Origin of the sequence: Vibrio sp. 2CM40D (assembly GCF_023161825.1) — a bacterium.
Lineage (GTDB): Bacteria > Pseudomonadota > Gammaproteobacteria > Enterobacterales > Vibrionaceae > Vibrio > Vibrio alginolyticus.
On the sequence record NZ_JALNTL010000005.1, the window covers coordinates 318,069 to 343,261 of the forward strand.

Below are 25,193 nucleotides of genomic sequence, written 5' to 3' on the forward strand. Positions count from 1 at the left end.
CTTAAGCTGACTTAGATTTTATATTGATGAAAAAATCCCCAGTGATGTGATCGCGCATTGCTGGGGATTTTTGTTTGTATTGATTTTTTCTGTTCTGCTCGTCAAATAACGCTATTTCGCACCCTGTAGCTAAAAGCTTATGAAATAATGTTCTTTTTTTAAGCGTTAATTTTTTAGGTTGTACTGTGAAATAGGAGATGTGTGGCTGCTATTCCTACTAACATTCTAATTACTAGTATCTTGTTTAAAAAGTAGACCAATCTCTCATTAGACCCTTTGATAATAAAACGTTACATTTGTTGGGTAACCTTGCGGGATGTTATGACGAACGCAAGACATAGCCGAAAACGTGGAAGTATTTCGATTAGGCTACGAATAAGACCTAGACTATGTAAAACCAGACCAATCCGTTGACCTTACGGTGAGGAAACTGGCTAAGGAGAGCAATTATGACAGCAATGTTGTCAGGCGCAGAGATGGTGGTTCAATCTCTGATAGAAGAGCACGTAGAGCAGATCTTTGGCTACCCAGGTGGCTCTGTTTTGGATATCTACGATGCACTGCATGCCAAAACCGATCAAATCAAACACGTACTTGTAAGGCATGAGCAAGCCGCAACTCATATGGCAGATGGTTACGCTCGAGCTACCGGTAAACCGGGTGTCGTACTTGTGTGCTCGGGGCCGGGCGCGACCAATACCATTACGGGTATTGCAACAGCGTATATGGACTCTATCCCAATGATCGTTATCTCGGGTAACGTACCGAATAGCCTAATTGGTAATGATGCTTTCCAAGAGTGTGACATCGTCGGTGTCTCCCGCCCAGTGGTCAAACACAGCTTTTTAGTAAAAAAAGCGGAAGATATTCCTGAAACAATCAAAAAAGCGTTTTATATCGCGACTACAGGTCGACCTGGTCCAGTTGTGATTGATTTGCCAAAAGATGTAATGAACCCGCAAATCAAACTGCCTTATCAATATCCAGAAACGCTTTCAATGCGCTCTTACAAGCCGACAACTTCGGGCCATAAAGGCCAGATTAAAAAAGCGCTTAAATCGCTATTAGAAGCGAAAAAACCAGTGCTTTATATCGGTGGTGGTGCGGTGATTTCTGGCGCCCATGAACATATTTTAGAGCTTTCCGACAAACTGAACCTACCCGTTGTGAGTACTTTGATGGGCTTGGGGGCATTCCCGGGTACACATAAAAACTCACTGGGCATGTTGGGTATGCACGGCACTTACGAAGCTAATATGGCAATGCATGAAGCGGATCTTATTTTTGGTATCGGTGTGCGTTTTGATGACCGTACAACCAACAACCTTGAAAAGTACTGCCCAAACGCAAAAGTGATGCATATTGATATCGATCCGTCATCGATCTCGAAAAACGTGAAAGTGGATTTGCCGATCGTAGGTTCTGCGGAAAAAGTGCTGACAACCATGCTCGGGCTGCTTGCAGAGCAAGGTAGTGGAAATGATCAAGATGCTATCACTGCATGGTGGGATGACATTCAAGTATGGCGTGACCGCAACTGCTTGTCTTATGAAACGTCTCCAGAACGAATCAAGCCACAGCAAGTAATTGAAACGCTGCACAAGCTAACTAATGGCGACGCATATGTGGCGTCTGATGTGGGCCAGCATCAGATGTTTGCGGCGCTGTACTACCCATTCAATAAGCCGCGCCGTTGGATAAACTCTGGTGGTCTTGGCACCATGGGATTTGGTCTTCCGGCTGGTATGGGCGTGAAGTTTGCCATGCCACAAGAAGAGGTCGTGGTTGTGACTGGTGACGGCAGTATTCAGATGAACATTCAAGAATTGTCTACAGCCATGCAATACGACATTCCAGTGAAGATCATCAACCTGAACAACCGATTCTTAGGCATGGTAAAACAGTGGCAAGACATTATTTATCAAGGTCGTCACTCTAATTCTTACATGAGTTCTGTTCCTGACTTTGCAGCGATTGCAGAAGCTTATGGTCACGTCGGTATTCGTATCGAAACGCCTGATCAGCTCGAAGAAGGGCTACAAAAAGCGTTGGATATGAAAGATCGTCTGGTGTTTGTGGACATCAACGTAGACGAAACCGAACACGTATACCCGATGCAAATCAAAGGTGAGGGTATGGATAAAATGTGGCTAAGCAAAACGGAGAGAACTTAATATGAGACACATTATTTCATTGCTATTGGAAAACCAACCGGGTGCGTTGTCTCGTGTTGTTGGTTTGTTCTCTCAACGTGGTTACAACATTGAATCTTTGACGGTATCACCGACTGATGATGAAACCCTGTCGCGAATGAACATTACCACGACATCTGATGAGATGCAGTTGGAACAAATTCAGAAGCAGTTACACAAATTGATCGATGTGCTGAAAGTGCAAGAAGTCACCGAGTATGAGCACATTGAGCGTGAACTGATGATGGTGAAAGTGAAAGCCAGTGGTTTTGCGCGAGCAGAAGTGAAGCGGACGGCAGACATCTTTCGTGGCCAGATCGTGGATGTCACGGCTTCCCAATACACCGTACAACTTGCGGGTACGAGTGAAAAGCTAGATGCCTTCATTCAAGCGATATCCGAAGTGACCGAAGTTGTCGAAGTTGCTCGTAGTGGTGTCGTTGGCATTGCGCGAGGAGAGCGAGCCCTCAAACCTTAACTCTCTGATTGCATATAGAAAAGCCACTTAATCTAAGTGGCTTTTTTGTTTAGAAAATAACAATTAATGATATAATTGTCGTTTTAGTAAGCATGATAGGCATTAGACGTGTGAAAGTACCTAAGCGAGTCGGCACCTTATTGGCGACAGCACTATTTTTTAGTGCACTCACTGCCGCTTACTACTATCAGAAATATCTGACATTGTTAGAAAACAATGTTGAGAACACCGCTCAAGAAGCGTTACATCAATTGGCCTATACTGGCCGTGAATACAGCAATATTCAGGATCAAATCGAAACGATCAGTGACCTACTTGGTCACAGCCAAAGTCTGTATGAATATCTGCGCCAACCTAACCGGGTGAACCGTTCCATCTTAGAAGACATGTGGATCTCGGTCGCAATCAATCAAAAGTTGTATAAGCAAATTCGCTTTCTTGATGTTTCTGGTCGAGAAAAAGTGAGGATTAATTATGAGATTGAAACAGGCGCTGCGTTGCCCGCGATCAAATTGCAAAATAAGTCAGAGCGAGATTACTTTCAATTCGCTAAGAACTTAGACGATGGTGAAATCGCTTCGTGGGGGATAGGTTTAGAACGAGAGTATGGCGAGTTAGTCTATCCCTATAGCCCGTCACTGCGTATTTTGATGCCTATTTCGCTTAACGGAAAGCGCGAAGGGTATCTCGTCCTTAATGTTGATATTGACTATTTATCTTCTCGACTCAACTATTCGTCAGTGCTTGATTTCCATATTGAGCTGATTAAAAGTGACGGATTTTACATTGATAGCCCTAAATCAGCTCGTTTATATGGCCATATAATTCCCGCTCGCTCTCAATTTAATTTTGGCCGGATGTACCCAAACATTTGGCGTAGTTTAAATTCAAAAGATTCGGGCTATGCTTACAATGGTTCGAATTTGGTCGCGTATCGCACCATCCAGTTTGTTTCTAGCGAACCTCTTCATCTGGTTATTGATCTTACCAATGAGCAGTTATTATCCCGAGCTCAGAGGGATATTGATGACTTAATCCAAGAAGCGTTTTTTGTTCTAAGTTTGGTGCTCGGCTTCACTTTGCCGACGGCAGCCCTTGCTCTGCATTATCGGCGTCATAGTATGGAATCGAAGTTGGCTCGAGCTGCTCTTGATGGTATGACTGCGGTGATGATCTCGGATGCTTCACATAGAATCATCATGGTTAATCAAGAGTTTGAAAATATGATGGGTTACTCAACCAAGCATGCCCAAGGTTGGAGTGCACATCATTTAATTCTCTTACCTGAAGATCTCGAAGCAAACCTGAGTATCTGGAAAACACTGAAGAGTGAACACGTATGGGAAGGGGAGATTCGTTGTCGAACTAAGTTTAATCAAGTCTTTACTGCAATAATGCGTATTCAGGCGAATTTAACCAAATCAGGTAAAGTGAGTTATTACATTACGTCGCTGGTGGATATCTCTGGGCAAAAAGAGTTAGAAGAAAAATTACGAAACCTAAGCGAAAAAGATGGCTTGACGGGGTTGTGGAACCGCCGAAAATTTGAAGAGCAATTGGCGCAATATGCGGGGATTATTGAACGCTATCCTGATAGCCCTCCTGCTTGTTTGGCGTTGTTTGATATTGACCATTTTAAACGTATTAATGACGAGCTTGGCCACGACGAAGGAGACAAGGTGATTTGTAGTGTCGCAGAAACCCTCCTAGAAGAAGTCCGCAGCACAGACTTTGTATCTCGTGTCGGTGGTGAGGAATTTGCAGTGATTATGCCGCATACAACACTAGAAGAGGCTGAAATTGTATTGAACAGGCTACGTGTCGCGGTTCAAATGCGTAGTGATAGAGGCATTACTGTCAGTGCTGGGTATAGTGATTTAACCTCTGATCGTACAAGAACGTATAAATGTGCTGATATTGCTTTGTATGAGTCAAAAAGTGCAGGGCGTAACTGCGTATCGCTATGTCATAGTTATGATGATATTGCTTAGTGCTTTTACAAAAACGAAAAAACGGGGATAGACCCCCGCTTTTTAGTCTCAGCGTTATTCGCTAGCCAGTATGCGACATTGGTTGTCGATGGCGGCTTCGATACACTGTATTGACTGTCTCAAATAACGCTCTAGATAACCTAAAGCATCCTGACTCTTTTTGTCTAGCGATGCCTTCATCAGTATTTCTTGCTCATCGAGATTACAGTGCCCAGGGTTCCCTGTGCCTAAAATCTGCATCGCGAAGTATTGGTAGCGTTTAATTTGCGTGAGTAGATCGCGGAAAAACCCAAACATATTGACAGAGCCAGCACCTTCAAACAGCGCAGTAAGAAACTGATTTTGGCGCTCTTCCCATTCCCTCCAGCAAAAGCTTTCGCCAGGTTTTACTCGGGATAACTTGTGATAAGCAGTTAGTACATCCAGTTCCCATTTTTCATCGCCAATCATAATTGCCTTACTGAGTAAGCATGCGGAGACCATTTGCAGGCTTTCGTACAAGTCATGTAACTCATCTTTACATACAGGTGCAACCCAGCAGCCTTTTTGCGGCTCGAGTTTGACGTATTTGCTCCAAGATAATTGCACCAATGCTTCTCGAATGGGTGACGCTCCTAAGTTGTACTTCTCTTTGAGTTCGGCAACCACGAGTTTTTGACCTGGTTTAAGCTCGCCATCGAGAATATCCTGACGGAGCATTCTTAATACTTTGTCGGTAAGAGTGGGACTAGACACATACACCTCATAGAAGAAACTTTAATCGTGACGATAAAATTAAACAGTACGAAATTCTGATAGAGGTGAATAATACAATTAGCCTATTATGAGAGCAAGAAAGCCATATAAAAAAGGAGGGCATAAGCCCTCCTTCTCAAGAAACTGAAGTGTTAAAAGTTCAGTCTTATAGTACGTGTACAGAAGCTGTGTTCGTAGTACCTGAAGCAACTAGAGCGCCAGAAACCATAACAACGATATCGCCTTTGTTACCTAGACCTGATTCTAGAGCAAGTTCTTTACCCGCTACGTAGAATGCGTCAGTGCTTTCGATTGAATCAACAACTACAGGAGTAACACCTTTAGTTAGAACTAGCTGTGCAGCAGTTTTCTTGTTAGTTGTTAGCGCTAGAATGTTTGCAGTTGGGAAGTACTTACGTACTGAACGTGCAGACTTACCGCCTTCAGTTGCAACAACGATAAGTGGAGCAGCTAGTTTCTCAGCTGTGTCTACTGCACCTTTACATACTGCTTCAGTGATGCGTAGGCGTGGGCTGTCTAGACGAGAACCTAGTTCAGCTTTTAGCGCTGAGTCAGTACGGTTCGCGATTTGAGCCATGATAGTTACCGCTTCAACAGGGTATTTACCTTTCGCCGTTTCACCAGAAAGCATTACTGCGTCAGTACCGTCCATTACCGCGTTAGCAACGTCGCCTGCTTCCGCACGAGTAGGACGTGGGTTGTTGATCATAGAATCAAGCATTTGAGTTGCAGTGATAACCATCTTACGTGCACGGTTACACTTCTCGATCATCATTTTCTGAGCGAAGATTACTTCTTCAGCTGGGATTTCAACACCTAGGTCACCACGTGCAACCATGATGCCGTCAGAAAGCTCTAGGATCTCGTCGAAGTTATCAACACCTTCTTGGTTTTCGATCTTAGAGATGATGTGGATGTTCTCGCCGCCGTTTGCAGCAAGTACTTCACGGATTTCTTGAACGTCAGACGCTTTGCGGATGAAAGAAGCTGCTACGAAGTCAACGCCTTGCTCACAACCAAATTTAAGGTCGTTCTTATCTTTTTCAGATAGTGCAGGTAGGTTTACAGAAACGCCAGGAAGGTTAACACCTTTGTTTTCGCCTAGTGCACCGTTGTTAAGAACTTTACATTTAACTTCAGTTTCAGTCTTAGAGATAACTTCCATCTCGATTAGACCGTCGTCTACTAGGATAGTGTTACCTACGTTTAGGTCTGCTGCGAAACCAGCGTAAGTTACTGCAACTTTATCTTTGTTACCTACAACTGAAGTGTCAGTTGTGAAAGTGAATTCTTGACCTGCTACTAGATCAACATCGTTACCGCCTTCTAGCTTGATAGTGCGGATTTCTGGACCTTTAGTATCTAGAAGAATTGCTAGTGGTTTGCCAGTAGCTTCCATTACTTTACGGAAGTTCGCGATACGAGTGCCGTGTTCTTCGTAGTCACCGTGAGAGAAGTTAAGGCGCATTACGTTCATGCCTGCGTTAACTAGTTCAGTTAGCTTCTCTACAGATTCTGTTTTAGGGCCAATCGTACATACGATTTTGGTCTTTTTCATGGAAGATACTCTCCGGTAAGTATAGTTACAATTTGAAAGTCGGTTATTTACTCTGAAGTCAGGACGTTTTTGATGACATTTAGTACCTGTCACCCACCGATTTTTCGTCTCATTATTAGAACTTCAGATTCTGAAAGTCTTTCACCAAGTTTAGTCATTTTATGACTAAAAGATCGGCGATTTTGGTTACCTTTTTGTGACTAATCCCACTTTATATGCAGAAAGTTGCAAAAAAATAGCCTTCAATTCTGTAATTTTTTTTCTTTTCGGTGGCGAATTCTACCACTGAATGAATCCAATATCACTGTTTAAGAATTGTCTTAGGACAAGGTTTTATCGAGAAATATTAATTTTTTGGATCGAAATAAATGGACTTAAAAGTTTCGGTTTGACTATAATAAGTTTCACATCGAAACTTAAAATCAAAACTTAAATGTCGAAACGAAATACTCAATTAAGAAGACACGCCATTTCTAACTTGGTTTCTGAACTAGGAGAAGTCAGCGTTGATGAACTTGCTCAGAAATTCGAAACCTCAGAGGTCACGATTAGAAAGGATTTAGCTTCTTTAGAGAAAAACGGCCAACTTCTACGCCGCTATGGCGGTGCGATTGCTATCCCAAAGGAAGTCATTCACGAAGAATTGGGCGCTAATGTTTCGACTCGAAAGTTAAGCTTAGCAAAAGCAGCAGCATCATTGATTCGCGATCATAATCGCATCGTGATCGACAGTGGCAGCACGACTGCCGCGCTGATTCAACAGTTGAATGATAAACGTGGCTTAGTGGTCATGACCAACTCGTTGCATGTTGCTAACGCTCTTAATGAATTAGAGAGCGAACCGACACTGCTGATGACTGGCGGTACTTGGGATACGCACTCAGAGTCCTTTCAAGGCAAAGTAGCCGAATCTGTATTACGAGCTTACGACTTTGACCAACTATTCATCGGTGCGGATGGCATCGATCTCGAGCGTGGAACCACGACATTTAATGAATTGGTTGGCTTAAGTAAGGTAATGGCAGAAGCGTCACGTGAAGTGATCGTAATGATCGAGTCCGAAAAAATCGGCCGTAAGATCCCAAACTTAGAGCTCGCTTGGCATCAAGTTGATGTGTTGGTGACCGATGCAGATATCCAAGCAGAGCATAAAGTACAGATTGAACAACATGGCGTGAAAGTCATTTGCGCCTAATAATGTAATCAGTTTCATATTTCACTTCCCTCTGGATAAAGGCCTTTGCTTGCTGCCTCTATTTGAAATCATGGCTAGGGAAGGACAAAACTACAAACGGAGATAAACACATGTGTGGAATCGTAGGTGCAGTAGCACAACGAGATGTTGCAGAAATTTTGGTTGAAGGTCTACGCCGCTTAGAGTACCGCGGTTACGACTCTGCTGGCGTTGCGGTTGTTGATGGCGAATCAAACCTAACGCGCGTTCGTCGCTTGGGTAAAGTACAAGAATTGGCTGATGCAGTAGAAGAAGCAAAAGTGATCGGCGGAACTGGTATTGCGCACACTCGTTGGGCGACGCACGGTGAACCTTCTGAAATCAATGCTCACCCACACATGTCTGGTGATATCGCAGTGGTCCATAACGGCATCATCGAAAACCATGAAGAGCTGCGTGAGCTGCTTCAATCTCGTGGCTACGTGTTTGAATCGCAAACGGACACAGAAGTTATCGCACACATGGTTGAGTGGGAACTTCGTACTTCAGAAACGCTATTAGAAGCGGTACAAAAAACAGCAAAACAACTTGAAGGCGCATACGGCACGGTAGCGTTGGATCGCAAAGACCCATCTCGCATCGTAGTAGCACGTTCAGGCAGCCCGATCGTGATCGGTTTTGGTGTAGGTGAAAACTTCCTAGCGTCTGACCAACTTGCATTACTTAACGTTACGCGCCGTTTCATGTACCTAGAAGAAGGGGACGTAGCAGAAATTACTCGCCGTGAAGTCACTGTGTTTGATGCAACGGGTGAGCCAGTTGAGCGTGAAATTGTTGAATCTAATGCAGAGCATGATGCAGGTGATAAAGGCCAATACCGTCACTTCATGCAAAAAGAAATCTATGAGCAACCTAAAGCGTTGATCAACACAATGGAAGGTCGTATCACGTCAGATTCTGTTGTGACAGACGCGATCGGTGTGCACGCGGCAGACATTCTAAGCAAAGTAGAACACGTACAAATCGTGGCGTGTGGTACGTCTTACAACGCAGGTATGACGGCACGTTACTGGTTTGAAGACATTGCAGGCGTTAGCTGTGATGTAGAAATTGCGTCTGAATTCCGTTACCGCAAGTTTGTGACTCGTCCAAACAGCCTTCTTATTACGTTGTCTCAGTCTGGTGAAACTGCAGATACGTTAGCAGCACTTCGCCTAGCAAAAGAGAAAGGTTACATGGCGGCGATGACCATTTGTAACGTAGCAGGCTCTTCTCTGGTTCGTGAATCAGATTTTGCGTTCATGACTCGCGCTGGTGTTGAAATCGGTGTGGCTTCAACCAAAGCGTTCACGACTCAGCTTTCTGCACTACTTATGCTGGTAACAGCACTGGGTAAAGAGCAAGGTCGCATCAGCAAAGAGAAAGAAAAAGAGATTGTTGAAGCGCTACACGCACTTCCTAAGCAAATCAACGCGGCACTTTCTTTCGAGAAAGAAATTGAAGCACTAGCAACGGATTTTGCAGACAAGCACCACACATTGTTCCTAGGCCGTGGCGAGTTCTACCCAATCGCGATGGAAGCGTCTCTAAAACTGAAAGAGATCTCGTACATCCACGCAGAAGCGTACGCGGCGGGTGAACTGAAACACGGTCCTCTTGCGCTGATTGATGCTGACATGCCTGTTGTTGTGGTTGCACCAAGCAACGACCTACTTGAAAAGCTAAAATCAAACGTTGAGGAAGTACGTGCGCGTGGCGGTCTTCTGTATGTATTCGCAGATGCAGACGCAGGCTTCGAAGGCGATGAAACAATGAAGATCATCACGATGCCTCACGTTAGTGAAATCACGGCGGCGATCTACTACACCATCCCAATGCAATTGCTGTCTTACTACGTAGCACTGATCAAAGGTACGGACGTAGACCAACCACGTAACCTAGCGAAAGCGGTAACGGTTGAGTAATTACGCTTAACAGCAAAAATCCTGAGCGGCACATGCGAGAGTATGTGCCGCTTTTTTATTTAAACCCATTTTAAGGTTTGTGAGTTATTGACCCAACTGGTGAGCGGTTAGAATTGCAGAGTAGACATTTTCTGCCGTCACTGGGAATGGCATATTGTGGATGGTTTCTCCCTCGGCCGTTGAGGCTTCGGCGACCTCGCGCAACTTAGCGTGGTTAAGCTCTTTAACGCCCATATCAAATAAGTTGGTTGGTAGACCTACAGAGCGGCAGAATGCAAGAACCGTATTAATCTCTTCCATCGCTGCGTTTTCTAGTACCAGCTGAACTAGTGTGCCGAACGCGACTTTCTCACCATGATAGAGATGATGACACTCTTCAAGCTTAGTTAGGCCGTTATGAATAGCGTGAGCACCCGCTAGACCACTGCTTTCAAAACCGATACCGCTAAGGTATGTATTGGCTTCAATAATGTTTTCTACCGCTTTGGTGCTCACACCATTTTCTACTGCAGCTTTTGCTTTTACACCATCTTCAAGCAAGGTTTCATAGCAAAGTTTCGCAAGCGCTTGTGCTGAACGCGTCGCTAACCCACCAGCCATTGTTGCCTTACCAGAAGTCATGTTGGCACGAGCTTCAAAGTAGGTGGAAAGCGCGTCGCCCATCCCCGATACAAGTAAGCGAACAGGGGCTTTGGCGATGACTGACGTATCCATGATGACCATGTCTGGGTTTTTAGGGATCATCAAATATTCTGCAAATTCACCTTCAGGTGTGTATATCACCGCAAGCGCTGAGGTTGGCGCATCAGTCGAGGCAATCGTAGGAACCACCACGACAGGAATTTTTGTGTAAAACGCAACAGCCTTTGCTGTATCTAACGTTTTACCACCACCAATACCGACAATGACATCGTGTTTCTGAGTGGCACAAATGTCCGTGATGCGTTCAATCTCAACGCGTGAACATTCGCCACCAAAAATGTTCATAGTGAGTGGAAGCTTTTCGTCAGCAAAACTTTGTTTGACGTCATCACCAACCAGGTTAGTCACGAACTCATCGGCAATTACTAACGGACGTTCACCCAATGTTTTCACATAGTGAGCGATAGATGTAAGTACTTGTTCACCTTGGACGTATTTGCTTGGGCTGATAATAATTTTGTCCATAATTCAAACCTTTAACCTTTTTTATGTGTGTTTTGGACTGCAATGAATATCCATTGTAGGGATAAGGTTTATATTAGGTTTGGTGTGGTAAGTGGTGAAGGATATCTCTGGTTTTGTTCCATGCTTTTATGACCTCTGTGTCAAACCGACTGCCAGAAGTAATAAGAATCAGCATGCTTTATGGCGACGATCACTATTCAGGAAAATTTGTCGTTTTTCGTTTCATATTGAAACAATAATGCCGAAGTTTTTGTTTCAATATGAAACGGATTGATTTTTGTTGAGCACGCATTTTCTCTGTTTAAGATGAATTCATACCCTACATAAAAATATAAATGGAATGAGATAGAACGATGAAAAAGTTAATTAACCAAGTTGATGATGTTGTATTGCAGCAAATGGAAGGTCTGGCTTTATCTCGCCCAGAGCTAAAAGCGAACTACGAACCTCGTTACATGTGGCACGAGGAAACACCGGGGCAAGTGGCACTGGTTTCTGGTGGTGGCTGTGGTCATGAACCTTTGCACGCAGGTTTTATTGGTAAAGGCATGCTGACAGGCGCCTGCCCTGGAGAGGTATTTACTTCACCAACGCCAGATCAAATGTACGAATGTGGCAACCAAGTGAATACTGGTGAAGGCGTGCTATTTATCATTAAAAACTACACCGGAGACGTGTTGAACTTTGAAACGGCTGTGGAGCTGCTTCATACCGATGGCATCAAAGTTGGGTCGGTGTTGGTGGATGACGATGTTGCAGTCAAAGACAGCCTGTATACCGCTGGTCGCCGTGGCGTAGCTGGAACGGTATTGGTTGAAAAGTTAGTTGGGGCTGCCGCGAGCAAAGGTTATTCGTTGGAGCAATGTGAAGCACTGGCTCGTCGCGTTAATAATCACTGTCGTTCATTTGGCGTGGCGCTTAATGCTTGTGTTGTACCCGCAGCAGGTAAACCATCTTTTGTTCTGGAAGATGATGAAGTGGAGTTTGGTGTTGGTATCCATGGTGAACCAGGTATCAAGCGAGTGAAATACACCGATGTCGATACGTTAGTGGATGAAATGTTTGCTGAAGTTGCTGAAAACACACCTTATCAGCGCACATTGCGTATTTGGAATCGTGACGAAGGTGAATGGGATGAAGTGGAATCCAGCATTGAGCCTTTCGCCGCTGAACACGACTACATCGTGATGGTGAATGGTATGGGTGGTACGCCAACTTCAGAGCTTTACGGAGTGTACCGCCGTCTGGCTCATAACTGCGAGCAAGCAGGGTTCCGTATCGTGCGTAATATGGTTGGTAACTTCTGTACGTCACTCGATATGGAAGGCGTTTCGATTACGTTGCTGAAGGCAGATAAAGAGATGTTGGAGCTGTTCGATGCTCCTGTCGATACGGCCGCGATCAAGTGGTAAGAGGGGGGAGCAAACATGCAAATTGAAAAACAACATATCGTTCACTGGCTAGAGTTATGTGCAAAAACGTATCAAGAGAATCAAGATTTTCTGACCGACCTTGATCGTGATATTGGTGACGCAGACCATGGTCTCAATATGAACCGTGGCTTTAAAAAAGTTGCTGAAAAACTGCCGCAATTTGCGGACCAAAATATCGGCAGCATTCTCAAGAATACGGGCATGACCTTACTTTCTAGTGTTGGTGGGGCAAGTGGCCCGCTGTATGGCACGCTGTTTATTCGCACGGCCGCCGCTGTCGGAACCCGAGAGCAACTAACGTTTGAAGAGTTGGTCGATGCACTAAAAAGCGGTGTGGATGGCGTGGTGTCTCGTGGTAAAGCGGAACTGGGTGATAAAACCATGTGTGATGTTTGGTTACCCGTTTTAGTTAGCGTGAAGGCGTCGTTAGAAAATGGCATGAGCGCCGATCACTTACTGAATGAAATGGTTGAGCTAGCAGAAACGAGTGCGGTTGCCACGATTGAAATGTTGGCGAAAAAAGGGCGAGCAAGCTATTTAGGCGAACGCAGTATTGGTCACCAAGATCCCGGTGCAACCTCTTCTTTGTTAATGATTAAAGCACTACAGCAGGCAATAGCAGGTAATTAAGATGGTGGGAATTGTAGTTGTATCTCATAGTCGTCGCCTTGCAGAAGGGGTGGCAGAACTTGCCACCCAAATGACGCAAGGCAAAGCCAAGCTTGCGATTGCGGCTGGGATTGATGATCCAGAGAACCCGATCGGAACTGATGCTATTGCCGTGATGGAAGCGATTGAGCAGGTACAAGATCAACAAGGGGTTGTTGTATTGATGGATCTTGGCAGCGCGTTGCTTAGCACGGAAATGGCTCTGGACCTGATTGATGATCATGTGAGGGAAAATGTCACCCTTATCTCGGCCCCTATTGTTGAAGGAACCATGGCGGCGTCGGTGGCTGCTGCCGCCGGACTACCTTTATCGACAGTAGTCGAAGAGGCACAGAATGCGTTAAGCGTAAAACGAGAGCACCTTGGTGAGCAGCCACTAACATCCGCGGAGATAGTGCCAGTATCAGAGAACTTTGAGCAAGAGCGGACATTTGATTGGGTAGTGCAAAATCCGCATGGGTTACATGCTCGTCCCGCTGCGGCCATTGTTGGTGCACTCGCGCCTTTTGACTGCCAATTATGGTTGAAAAAAGGCGAGCGCCGTGTGAACGCGAAAAGCTTAAACAGCATTGCGAAACTTGGCGTTCGTAGTCAAGAGACGATCACCTTATGCGCACTTGGACCTCAATCCAGTGAAGCAATCAAGGCATTTGAAGCCTTAGCTAGTGAGCACTTCGGAGAAAAAGAGGCGGTTGAGCAAGGCATTATCGAACCTGAAGAAAGTTCAGATACTCTGCTCGATGGCATGGCCTCAAATCAGATTGAAGGTGCTGTTGTTGGTATTCGAGTCAATGACGGTATCGCTACTGCTCCTGCTGTCCTTTTTACTCATGAAATGCCAGCTGTGCCTGAACGTGATTTCCAAAGTGAACAAGATGAAATTGAACGGGTTAAGCGTGCGATAGGCGTGGTTTTTCAACACTTGCAGGAGCAAGCGAAGCAGCCGAAAGGGGAAATATTTTCCGCTCATAGCATGATGCTCAGTGACCCAGAATTATGGGCATCGGTCGAGTCGCGAATTCAAACGGGCATGATAGCCGAGCAAGCTTGGGTAGAATCACTGCAAACGTTGGCCGAAGAGTTTCGCCAGGCAGAAAGTCAGTACATGCGGGAACGCGAAGCAGATGTGCATGATATAGCACGCCAAGTTATGGTCGAAATGACAGGCGTAACGCCTAATGCCATCGACATTCAGGAACCGAGTATTTTGTTGGCCCGCGACCTGATGCCTTCTGATGTGGCCGGGCTTGATAAATCGAAAGTGCTTGGTATCTGTTTGAGTGAGGGAGGGAAAACCTCTCACAGTGCGATTCTTGCTCGTGCGATGGGTATTCCTGCCATCGTTAAAGCTCAGGGCTGCCTTGATGCTGTGCGCGCTAGTCAAGTGGTGACTATTGATGGCTTCCGAGGGCATTTATGGTTCTCTCCTTCAGATGCCGTACAGCAGGAATTAGAAGCTCAGCAAATTGAGTGGCAAAACTCCCGACAGAGTGCACTAGCGAGTGCTCAGCAAGTCGCAGTCACCTGTGATGGTGTCCATATTCCAGTATTCGCCAATATTGGTGGACCGAAAGATATTGATGATGCACTAACATCGGGGGCTGAGGGCGTTGGTCTATTTCGGACTGAGTTTCTATTTCAAAACAGTGATGAGTTGCCGACTGAGGAAGCGCAATATCAAGTGTATCGTGATGTTGCTGCCGCACTTGGTGATAAGCCACTTACGATTCGTAGTCTAGATGTTGGCGGTGATAAGCCTTTAGCCGCTTATCCTATGCCAGCGGAAGATAATCCATTTTTAGGTTTGAGAGGGGTGCGGTTGTGCCTTCAACATGAGCCATTGTTTACTGCTCAACTTCGAGCCATTCTGAGAGCCTTTCACGAGCAACCGAATATTCAATTGATGATACCGATGGTGGCTCAGGTTGAAGAGGTGAGAAAAGTAAAAGCGTTGTTGGCGCATCAAGCGAACCAACTCGGTTTGGATGCGACTCATTTGCCCGTTGGTATCATGATTGAGGTACCCGCCGCGGTGTTGAATGCTGATGCGTTAGCTCAAGAAGTCGACTTTTTCTCTATCGGCACCAATGATTTGACTCAATATGTTATGGCCGCCGATCGAGGTAACGCTGCTGTTGCTGAATTGGTGAACTACTTTGAACCATCGGTACTAAAAGCCATTGAGCTCACGTGTGCAGCAGGCGATCGCGCGGGCATACCGGTTAGTATGTGTGGTGAGATGGCTGGCGATCCAAATGCCACAGAAACATTGCTTCGCGTGGGGTTGCGAAAATTCAGCGCCAGTTCGAGTATGCTCCCGGGACTAAAAGCGCAGATTCGTCAGCTGTCTGTCGATGTTTAATCGAAACCGTATCGTTATTACATCTATACCGGCGTGCTTACGCCGGTTTTACTTTTGTTATAGGAACGCCACTTCTTGGCTTAATACAGTTTCATTTGCTCCTGTAGCCCAAACTTATTAATTTTTCTCCATAAGGTCGTGCGGCCAATTTGCAATGCTTTCGCCATATCATGCATTTTGCCATCACACTGATTCCAAGCTTGAACGATAGCTCTTCTCTCGGCTTCTTCTAACGTGATTACTGGCGTATTTTCTGCGGTATGGCGAGAATTCAGTTTAATGTCTTCAGGAATATCGTTCAGCTTGATTAAGTTGGAACTACGGTTAAGCAAAATTCGCTCAGTTCGATTTCTTAATTCAGAGTTGTTGCCTGACCAACGAAAATTCATCAACGCTTCCAGTGCGACTGGCTCTATCGAGATCGTCACATTGTGGCGGCGTTCATAATGGCTGATAAGTTGCTGGACGAGAAATTCAATGTCTTCTTTACGCTTTCGTAGTGGTGGAATATGCAGCTCGTTCGAGGAGATTTCATAATAAAGTTGCCGACCAAATGAGCGCTGAGTGACATACTCGCTGATCTCTGAAGCGGTGCTCGTGATAAGTTGAAAGTCTACGGGGATCAATCGCAAACTGTCGCTGCGGCTGACGAGCCCAGTTTTTAACAACTTAAGTAGCACGGCTTGTAAATCGGGCGACAGATATTCCACCTTTTCTAAAAAGAGCGTACCGCCATGGGCGAGCTCAAACTTTGAAGGCATGCCTTGTCCTTCATCGTAGCCTAGGGTTTCTTTGACCAGTTGCTCTGTATTGATAGAGCGACAGTTGAGCGTAATGAATGGCCCTTCTTTGTAGGTGCTTTCGTTATGAATCGCCATGGCGAGAGTGGCTTTTCCTACACCTTCTTCACCTGTAATTAGAATCGGTGATTTGGACTTTATGGCCCGTTTTGCCACGGTAATGACATGCTTCATTTTTCGTGAAATGACAGGCAAAGTGCTGAACGTATAGCGCGCACTGCCACCTATTTGTTGTTGAGCAAGTTCGCGAATTTTATCGATAGGGTGCAAGAACAATAAGTGTGTGCCGTCATTGAGTGGACGCAAGGTGATGATCGCTTCAACAAACTCGCCACGAACCTCTACCGTTGTGAGTTTACGGTTTATGCTCGCACCTGACTCAATACTAGTAAGGACATTCGGTGGGAAGCGCAAAACAGAAAAGACTTCTTTATCCAAGACCTGACTGGCTTCAATGTTTAACAAGCGCTCGGACTGGTGATTTACCATGGTTATACGGCTCTCTTCATCCCAGGCCAGAAGGCCGTCATCCATGCACTCTAACGTTGCGTTATGCGCACAAGTGAGGCGGTTCATGTTTTCTTGTTCCGACTGAATGTGGATTTGCAAGCTGACTTCTTTCGCGCTCGACGCGATGATGACTAAGTCTTCTTTCTTATAGCTTTCCGCTTTTCTGAAAAGGCATGTTGTACCGCGTAATTTGCCAAATTGGTCGAAAACAGGCGCCGCTACAGAGGCATAAGAGTGCAAGTGGCGATTGAAATGTTCGGCAGCAAAAACTTCACACGGGATATGAGTATTGATACAGAGATTGACTGCATTTGTGCCTATCTTTCCTTCGGAGAGAAAGCAGCCTTGTTTTATGCCGAGTGCTTGCATCTCTTGTCGCATAGAGTCGTGCCCGACGGTAGAGAGAATACAGCCGTTGCCATCGGTTACCATCAATACCAGGTCTTCGTCCCCTAGCATGTCGTAAGTGTCTTCAAGTACGGTCGTGGCGCATTCGATGAGATGTTCGTTGCGCTTCATTAGAGATGAGAAGGTAAATCCAGAGGCAATATGTGGTTTTGACCAGGTGTAAGGGCTGCATTGCTTTATGCAACGCTCCCACGACTCGAGGACGGGAGTGCGGGAAAATTCTGGAGATACCCAGTGGTGTTTCTGGAAAAACTCCCACTTAGTTTTAGTGTCTTCGATTGAAAGCATGCGATACCGTTTCAATACTAGCGATAGATTGGTCTGATGTTACAGAGACATCGGAATATGGACTGTGATGGCTTTCACGCACGTTGTATAGAAGAATGTGCAAAAAGAGGGGCGAGTTGAGGAGGCTTCCGTGCCAGTTTTTCGATTAAAAAGGGCTGTCTTTGCTGAGCTCATTGCAAATCTCGACAATGGCAAGTGAGAGCCCTGACTTAATGATTTGTTGTTGACGTTGCAGTTGTAGCTGATAAAACTCAAGGTCGATGTCGTCATCTGGTTCGCTGACTTCCAGTTGTACCATGCCCATTTTCTTCACCAAGTGCAGTTTCTTAATTGGTTCTAGAATATTCGGGTCAGTGAATTCGTAATCTGAAGCGTCACTATTGAGTTGGTTTTTGAGTTTGATGATGTCTTCGATGTCGTGGTAAATGTCATCGGGGAGCACTCCCAAGCCAAACAATAACTTCAAACGAACAGACAGATCGCCCAGCGGTCCAGAGTCTTGTAGCAGCGGACCGACAACTGATTGAACAGCGAAGTTATCTTTACGAAAGATTCTTTGCACCAACCCGTCGATCGAATCGTTAAAAACGTCGACTGCTGCAATGAAAAAGCCTCGTACCGATGGTGCGCTGTTTAATCGCTCAATGATCTCGGTTTCGTTGATGTTATCTGCCATATACTGAATACATTTCTAATTATTAGCTATCCCAACTCTTCAAGCAGAGAAGGACATAGAAGGGGAGCCAAGCTCCCCTAGGTAAATCAAAGTTGGTTGTAAAGTGTCTCGATTTGAGCCACTTCATCGCTGTCTTCTGCAAGACCTGTGTATGTCGCTAGCGTCTTCTTCACTCCCACTTCTTTTAATGAGTTTTGTAGCTCTACGGCTTGTGGGTCAGTGTCGTTAGTGTACTTCAACGCAGCGGCAATGCCTTTCAAAAGTGTTTGATTTTCAGTGCCATACTCAATTGTACCGAGTAAAGGCTTCACTAATCTATCGTTTGCACCCAATTTTCGAATTGGTTGACGACCTACGCGATCCACCTCATCCACTAAGTATGGGTTGGCAAAGCGTCCTAAAATCTTCTCGATGTAGGCGTTGTGCATGTCACGGTCGAAGCCGTAACGTTTGATCAGCACTTCACCACTCTCTTGCATCGCCTGTTTTACTTCAGCGTGAATGCTTGGGTCTTCAATTGCTTCACGAATGGTACGATGGCCTTTCAAGCAACCTAGGTAAGCGGTAATGCAGTGGCCTGTATTGAGAGTGAATAGCTTGCGTTCTACGAATGCCATTAGGTTGTTGGTTCTTTCCATGCCAGCTATGTCAGGGATTTCGCCCTTGAATTGCTGCTCATCCACAATCCATTCGCTAAAGCTCTCTACCGTCACTTCTAGTGGGTCATCGTTCGCTGCTTCTGCTGGTGGCACGATGCGGTCTACCGCTGAATCGACAAAGCCAACCAATTCGTCTGCTTTCGCGTGCAATGATTCATCCAAGTGTTTGTACACTTCACCTTTTAGGTGTGTGGTGCCACGAACCATGTTTTCACACGCGATGATGTTCAATGGCTTATCGTTACCTGCTGCAAAGCGCTTAGCAATGCCGGTAGCGATGGTTTTTGCAATGATGTCCAGTACGTTAGGGCCAACCGCTGTTGTGACCAAGTCGGTTTTTACAATGCGGTCAATGACATCTTCACTGGCTGAGTTTACCGCGGTGACGTGAGTTACTGTGTCGATTTGGCACTCAGTACCGACCACTTTTACTTTGTATTCTTGCTTGTGACTCAGTTGGTCGACGAGTGGAGCGTCAACGTCTGCAAATGTGACCTCGACTTCTGCATCTGCTAAGAGTTTTCCGATGAAGCCACGACCAATGTTACCTGCGCCAAAATGAACTGCGTTTTTCATAATTCTTACCTACCAATGTCTAAAATGTTGACTTACGAAACTAGGGGGAGGCCAACCGCATAGGGGGTGACAGCTGACCTCATTTGCCTCAGGAGCAAATTAAAGGGGTAATTAAGCCGCTTGTTGACCGCCAAGGATGTTTAGAATCTCTTCCACATCGTTGGTGCTGGTTAGCTTCTCAATTGCCTCCGGCTCATCGAGCGCGTTCGTAATGGTGGTAATCACCTGGATGTGCTCATCGTTCTTAGCGGCAATGCCGATAACCAGTTTCGCAACATCGTCGTCGTCTTCAGTAAATTGGATACCCGATGGGTATTGGCAGATTACAATGCCGGTTTTCTTCACGCGGTCTTTCGCTTCCACCGTGCCGTGAGGCACTGCGATAGATTCGCCTAGGTAAGTTGGAACCAATGCTTCACGCTCAAACATCGCGTCTACGTATTCTGGTTCTGCGTAGCCAAGTTCGACCAACTTGTTGCCCGCGAAGCGAATCGCTTCTTCTTTGTTGGCAGCTTTCAAACCTAGGTGAATGTTTTCACGCTGGATTTGGAACACCGACGTTTGCTGTGGCTCGAAGTTGTCGTCGTTTGCTGCCACGAGCGACACTTTTACCATTTGGTCGTCATTGGCTGCGGATTGGTTTTGTGCTGCTAGTAGTTTGGTGACTAGCTGGTTGTACATTTCGCTGTCTAGGAAGTTAGTCAATGAAATGTGGTGTGCGTTTGGAGCATGCTTACGTGCACGATCCGTTAAGTCTTTATGAGTAATCACGATATCTGCACTCTCTGGTAAGCTGTTAATGGCAAGGTTGGTTACGTGGATGTTCAGACCTGCGTCTTGAACCTTTTTGCGTAGCATGCTCGCGCCCATTGCACTCGAGCCCATGCCCGCATCACAAGCGACAATGATGCTTTGTACTGTCGCTAGGTCTACGTCACCTTTGCTTTGGCTGTTTACCACCGCATCGTTTTTAGATGCAGATTTCATGTCTTTCATTTGTGATGTTGCTTTCTCTAGTGCTGCTTCATCACCGTCTTCTTCTGTTGACGTTTGTGTCTTCATTAGCAGTGCTGCTACGGCGAATGACACGCCTGTTGCCGCTGCGATAGACGCCAGAACACCAACGATTGAGCCTTTCTGAGTCATCAACAAGATTGCAAAGATTGAACCTGGTGATGCTGGAGAAACGATACCTGCGTTAAAGATAGTTAGTACGAATACGCCAGTCATACCACCTGCGATAGCCGCAAGGATTAGGCGAGGGTTCATTAGGATGTATGGGAAGTAAATCTCGTGGATACCGCCGAAGAAGTGGATGATTGATGCACCACCTGCCGTTTGACGAGCCGTACCTTTACCAAACACCATGTAAGCTAGCAGGATACCAAGACCAGGACCTGGGTTTGCTTCGATTAGGAAGAAGATCGACTGACCTGTTTCAGACGCTTGCTGGATACCCAGTGGAGAGAAAATACCGTGGTTGATCGCATTGTTTAGGAAAAGGATCTTCGCAGGCTCAACGAAGATTGAAGTCAGTGGTAGTAGGTGAGCAGAAACTAGGAAGTTAACGCCTGCCGCCAAGCCACCAGAAAGAATTTTTACGAATGGACCGATAAAGATGAAAGCAAGGATCGCACATAGCATGCCGATGATGCCCGCAGAGAAGTTGTTAACCAACATCTCGAAGCCACTTTTTACTTTACCATCGATGTAGTTATCGAATTTCTTGATAGCCCAGCCGCCCATTGGGCCGACCATCATTGCGCCCATAAACATTGGGATGTCTGTGCCTACAATCACACCCATTGTTGTGATTGCACCGACTACCGCACCACGATCGCCACCAACTAATTTACCACCGGTGTAACCGATAAGTAGTGGCAGCAAGTAGGTAATCATTGGGCCAACCATAGAGGCTAATGTTTCGTTTGGTAGCCATCCCGTTGGGATAAATAGAGCAGTGATAAAGCCCCACGCGATAAACGCGCCGATGTTTGGCATTACCATGTTTGACAGAAAACGACCAAAATTTTGTATCTTGATCTTGGCATCTGGTGATATCATAACAATTCCCCGTTCGATGTTCTGATGAATCTTGTTGTAGTAAACGGTTCGCCAAAACCGTTTGTTTGATTGCTTAGTACCCAATCAATTTACCACACATTTTCCAATTGGAACTGACAACGGGTTTTTAGTGATCTACGCCCGCATTTCTTAGGCTGAGAAACGGTTTTTAAGTGACCAAGTTCAACTTATTAACTTGTAACTTAATAACAAAAAGCCACTTTTAAATCTGTCAATAAAAATATTAGTGATCAATCCGATCTTCTGACAAATTTAAAATCAAAATACTTTGTGACTTTGATCACTTTTGATTTTTTTTGAAATTCGAATTAAATACTTGTAATGATCAATGTCACGTTTTGTGTTGAGTTGTGGTGGATTTAAAGTGTGACCTGGATCTGTTTTTGTTTTTTGTGAAAGTTTGTGACGGAATTGGTGAGATAAATGCTATCTAGATCTTTCGATAGATTGTATCTATAAGAGTCTTTTCGGCGCACTTCACGGAGCACGCCTAATTAGTTGATGAAAGGGTAAATAAAGAGAGTCGCCACACGGTTCTTCTTGTGATTCCCAACTCTCTACTTAATCACTGTTCTTAATCATCGTTGCTATTTAGTATGATAGACGAGGTAGTCATGAGCTTGCTCGCGTCCCATATACCTTGCCAACGTCTTTTCTTGAACATCGCGCAAATCCACCATAATCAATCCATCTAGAGCGTTATTGAATGCAGGGTCGACGTTGAAGCATACCAGCTTGCCATTGAGGCTTAAGTACTGACGCAGCAAAACGGGCACTCCTTTCCCTTCATCGATTCTGGCAATGACACGTGACAATAGCTGTAAATCACCCAGAGCAGTGAGCATGCTGGTGTTCCAGTCACGGTGGTGCTCAGGAAGTGGGTTAGAAGGTGTGACGTACTCTGCGCAATTGTTGTCGTAGTGGTGCAGTGTCATTGATTGAGCCAACAGTTGGCGTGCAGTATCGCTATAGTCGTTGCTAATGCTTACCGGACCAAATAGGTGAGTGTAATCTGGGTTTTGATGCACGAAGGTTGCGATGCCTTTCCACAGCAGCAGCAGCGCGCTCATGCTCTTTTGATATTGCTGCGCAATCACTGAGCGCCCCATTTCGATGGATTTACCCATTTGGTCGATAAAGCGTTGGTCATAGTTAAACAAGGTTCGTGAATAAAGACCTGCTACACCCCGCTTTTCAATCAGTTGATCAACCAGACCTAAACGATACGCGCCCACCAAGCATTGGTTTTCTCTGTCCCACACAAACAGATGCAGGTAATCATGATCGAAATGGTCAATGTCTATTGCTAGTCCCGTCCCTTCACCAACCTGTCGAAAATTGAGCTCACGTAGGCGACCAATTTCATGCAGTAGGGAAGGGATATTCTGCGACTCCGTGCAGTAGACATCGAACTCACCACTTGTTAGCAGCTTGGATTCTTTTGGTAAGTTGTTCAGCTCTTCAAGCAATTCGCCTACGGGTAACCCTGCCGCTATTGGAGAGAGCCGTTCTGATGAGGAAGAGGGTTTCACCGATTGGGTTTCACGATTGAGCAAGTAAGTGTTGAGCCGCAAATAGTTCACCACTTGATCATCGTTAAGTGTGTTGAGCTCTTTGAATTTAATCGCTTGGCCAAAAGACAAGTTGATGGTTTGTGCATGTTTGTTCAGTAGCTCCCGCCCGAGCATTAGGGTACGCAAAAGTGGATGGATTTTCCCTGCCATATAGAAGCGTTTCGAGTTCTGACCACTGATGAATACTGGAACTGTCGTTGCTTTGTTTTTGCGGATCAGGCTACTTACGCTTCGACTCCACGCTTTGTCTTCCAAGCGTTGCTGTTTGGCATCGACTAACTGGGAAACCTCACCGGCAGGAAAGACAAGCAATAAGCCGCCACTTGCGAGGTGTTTATTAGCCGCTCTGAGGGCCTTCATATTTGATTTGACGGCGTCTTTGCCTTCAAACACATCGACACCAATGAAGAGCTGATCTAACTCTGGTACGGTTTTCAGGTATTGATTGGCTAGAATTTGGATATCGTCTCGTACCATCAACAAGAGTTCGGCCAAGATGACGCCTTCCACACAACCAAGCGGGTGGTTCGCCACAATGACGGTAGCACCTTGTTTAGGCACTGAGTCGAGTGAACCATGAGCAATGCGATAATCGATACCTAAAATATCCAACGTGAAGCGGAGAAAAGTTTTGGTATCGGCATTAACGGGGCGTTGAGCGTAGAACTTATCAAGCTGGTTTAAACCGGTTGCCCATTCAGCAACGTTTTCACCAATGCCAAACGGCGTTTTACGAGGGAGACGAAAAGGGGTTGAACTATCCATATTTACCTCAGCGTACAAGTTGCTGATTGGATAGTAGAAATTACAGATGACAGTTAAGAGGCAAAAGCATGAGCCTTTGGTGACAAACCAATGAAGCTTTATTGACTAAAGAAAACGGTATATCACTGTGCTATGAATCAAAACTCGCGTTATGTCTCCCTCTTAAAATAATAGATAGGCTATCTTATCTAGAACAAAGATTAAGCTAAGTTGATATTTATCAGGGGGAAATAATGGAACGAGTTTCCAATAAAGCAGCACTTTGGATTGGGCTAAGTTTGATACTTGGTCTTGGCATACTTGGCTATTTTATGCAGCAGACGGCGGTGAAATACCGAGCCTATGAAAGAGTCGTGACAGTAAAAGGTTTGTCGGAGCGTGAGTATCCTGCTGATACGGTGATTTGGCCGATTCAATTTACTCTAGCGAGTAATGATATGGGAGCCATGTTTGATGAAATTGACCAGCAAACCCGTTTGATTTTGGACTTTCTAAGTGCCAAAGGGCTTCCTGAAACCAGCGTTTCCCTTTCTTCCCCAGCGGTCATTGACAGAAAAGCACAGCAATATGGGAGCGAGCAAGACATTGAGTATCGTTATTTGGCCTCGCGAACCGTTACGGTTTATAGCCAGAGTGTTGATGTTGTTCGAGCGGCAATCAATGAAATAGGTGAGCTAGGAAAGCAAGGCGTTTTGCTTAACCAAGATCCTTATGCAAATCGTGTTGAGTACAGCTTTACTAAGCTGAATGATGTGAAGCCAGACATGATCGAAGAAGCGACTAAGAATGCGCGTGAAGTGGCTGAGAAATTTGCGAAAGACTCACAGAGTTCACTGGGTAAGATCAAACGTGCAACTCAAGGGCAGTTCTCGATTTATGACCGAGACAGCAACACGCCTTACATTAAGAAAGTACGAGTGGTATCGACGGTTCAATATTACTTATCTGATTAAAGTTGCGCTCATATAGTCAATAGTTGGTCGTTCCATCACCTTCTATTTGTAGAGGTATCTATGCTCTGTGATAGGGAAATCAGTCTTCGCTGACGCTATATACAAGTACTTTTTTATAAAACTAAGTTCTTAACAGTGATGAGGTGAGTTTGATA

At 45.4% G+C, this 25,193-nt stretch carries 17 protein-coding genes; 9 read left to right on the top strand and 8 right to left on the bottom strand.

Annotated elements, in window-relative coordinates; all coding sequences use genetic code 11:
- Positions 1-449: 449 nt before the first annotated feature.
- The 3 genes from MTF70_RS13890 (at position 450) to MTF70_RS13900 (ending at position 4,661) form a co-directional block, all read left to right on the top strand.
- Positions 450-2,174 carry an acetolactate synthase 3 large subunit gene (locus MTF70_RS13890; RefSeq protein WP_005379695.1) on the top strand — a complete coding sequence of 575 codons (1,725 nt, stop codon included), beginning with the start codon at positions 450-452 and terminating at the stop codon, positions 2,172-2,174.
- Position 2,175: 1 nt separating this feature from the next.
- On the top strand, positions 2,176-2,670 hold the full coding sequence (gene ilvN / locus MTF70_RS13895; protein WP_005379697.1) for an acetolactate synthase small subunit: 495 nt from the start codon (positions 2,176-2,178) through the stop codon (positions 2,668-2,670).
- Positions 2,671-2,780: 110 nt separating this feature from the next.
- Positions 2,781-4,661, top strand: coding sequence for a diguanylate cyclase (locus MTF70_RS13900; protein WP_005379698.1), 1,881 nt, complete (start codon positions 2,781-2,783; stop codon positions 4,659-4,661).
- A 54-nt stretch (positions 4,662-4,715) separates the two neighbouring features.
- Here MTF70_RS13900 and MTF70_RS13905 read toward each other — a convergent pair whose 3' ends face one another.
- Positions 4,716-5,402, bottom strand: a complete 687-nt coding sequence (locus tag MTF70_RS13905; protein WP_081008270.1) for a GntR family transcriptional regulator — start codon at positions 5,400-5,402, stop codon at positions 4,716-4,718.
- A 160-nt stretch (positions 5,403-5,562) separates the two neighbouring features.
- On the bottom strand, positions 5,563-6,975 hold the full coding sequence (gene pykF, locus MTF70_RS13910) for a pyruvate kinase PykF (RefSeq protein ID WP_005392243.1): 1,413 nt from the start codon (positions 6,973-6,975) through the stop codon (positions 5,563-5,565).
- Between the two features lie 433 nt (positions 6,976-7,408).
- On the opposite strand from pykF, the gene MTF70_RS13915 reads away from it, so the two are divergent.
- Positions 7,409-8,170: a DeoR family transcriptional regulator gene (locus tag MTF70_RS13915; RefSeq protein WP_005379701.1), complete on the top strand. Its 762-nt coding sequence runs from the start codon at positions 7,409-7,411 to the stop codon at positions 8,168-8,170.
- A gap of 110 nt (positions 8,171-8,280) precedes the next feature.
- Positions 8,281-10,113, top strand: coding sequence for a glutamine--fructose-6-phosphate transaminase (isomerizing) (gene glmS, locus MTF70_RS13920; protein WP_005379702.1), 1,833 nt, complete (start codon positions 8,281-8,283; stop codon positions 10,111-10,113).
- Between the two features lie 84 nt (positions 10,114-10,197).
- Here glmS and MTF70_RS13925 read toward each other — a convergent pair whose 3' ends face one another.
- Entirely contained in the window at positions 10,198-11,280 is a 1,083-nt protein-coding gene (locus MTF70_RS13925; RefSeq protein WP_005379703.1) for a glycerol dehydrogenase, read from the bottom strand.
- A gap of 353 nt (positions 11,281-11,633) precedes the next feature.
- Between MTF70_RS13925 and dhaK the strand changes: the two genes are divergently transcribed.
- Genes dhaK through ptsP form a run of 3 tightly spaced genes read left to right on the top strand, consistent with a single transcriptional unit; the run spans position 11,634 to position 15,744 of the window.
- Entirely contained in the window at positions 11,634-12,692 is a 1,059-nt protein-coding gene (gene dhaK / locus MTF70_RS13930; protein ID WP_005379704.1) for a dihydroxyacetone kinase subunit DhaK, read from the top strand.
- Between the two features lie 15 nt (positions 12,693-12,707).
- Positions 12,708-13,343: a dihydroxyacetone kinase subunit DhaL gene (dhaL, locus tag MTF70_RS13935; protein WP_053304323.1), complete on the top strand. Its 636-nt coding sequence runs from the start codon at positions 12,708-12,710 to the stop codon at positions 13,341-13,343.
- A 1-nt stretch (position 13,344) separates the two neighbouring features.
- Positions 13,345-15,744, top strand: coding sequence for a phosphoenolpyruvate--protein phosphotransferase (gene ptsP / locus MTF70_RS13940; RefSeq protein ID WP_205461427.1), 2,400 nt, complete (start codon positions 13,345-13,347; stop codon positions 15,742-15,744).
- An 80-nt stretch (positions 15,745-15,824) separates the two neighbouring features.
- Here the strand turns inward: ptsP and dhaR are convergent, their stop codons facing one another.
- The 5 genes from dhaR to MTF70_RS13965 form a co-directional block, all read right to left on the bottom strand.
- Complete coding sequence (gene dhaR, locus MTF70_RS13945; RefSeq protein WP_025768380.1) at positions 15,825-17,750, bottom strand: dihydroxyacetone kinase operon transcriptional regulator DhaR; 1,926 nt, start codon at positions 17,748-17,750, stop codon at positions 15,825-15,827.
- Between the two features lie 145 nt (positions 17,751-17,895).
- Complete coding sequence (locus MTF70_RS13950; protein ID WP_025768381.1) at positions 17,896-18,426, bottom strand: MltR family transcriptional regulator; 531 nt, start codon at positions 18,424-18,426, stop codon at positions 17,896-17,898.
- 86 nt (positions 18,427-18,512) lie between these two features.
- On the bottom strand, positions 18,513-19,661 hold the full coding sequence (locus tag MTF70_RS13955; protein ID WP_005379709.1) for a mannitol-1-phosphate 5-dehydrogenase: 1,149 nt from the start codon (positions 19,659-19,661) through the stop codon (positions 18,513-18,515).
- 111 nt (positions 19,662-19,772) lie between these two features.
- The gene (locus MTF70_RS13960; RefSeq protein WP_005379710.1) at positions 19,773-21,725 is read right to left on the bottom strand and encodes a PTS mannitol transporter subunit IICBA; all 1,953 of its coding nucleotides are present in this window, start codon (positions 21,723-21,725) and stop codon (positions 19,773-19,775) included.
- Between the two features lie 608 nt (positions 21,726-22,333).
- Positions 22,334-24,085: a GNAT family N-acyltransferase gene (locus tag MTF70_RS13965; protein WP_205461425.1), complete on the bottom strand. Its 1,752-nt coding sequence runs from the start codon at positions 24,083-24,085 to the stop codon at positions 22,334-22,336.
- Between the two features lie 233 nt (positions 24,086-24,318).
- On the opposite strand from MTF70_RS13965, the gene MTF70_RS13970 reads away from it, so the two are divergent.
- The gene (locus MTF70_RS13970; RefSeq protein WP_005379714.1) at positions 24,319-25,038 is read left to right on the top strand and encodes an SIMPL domain-containing protein; all 720 of its coding nucleotides are present in this window, start codon (positions 24,319-24,321) and stop codon (positions 25,036-25,038) included.
- Positions 25,039-25,193: the final 155 nt, after the last annotated feature.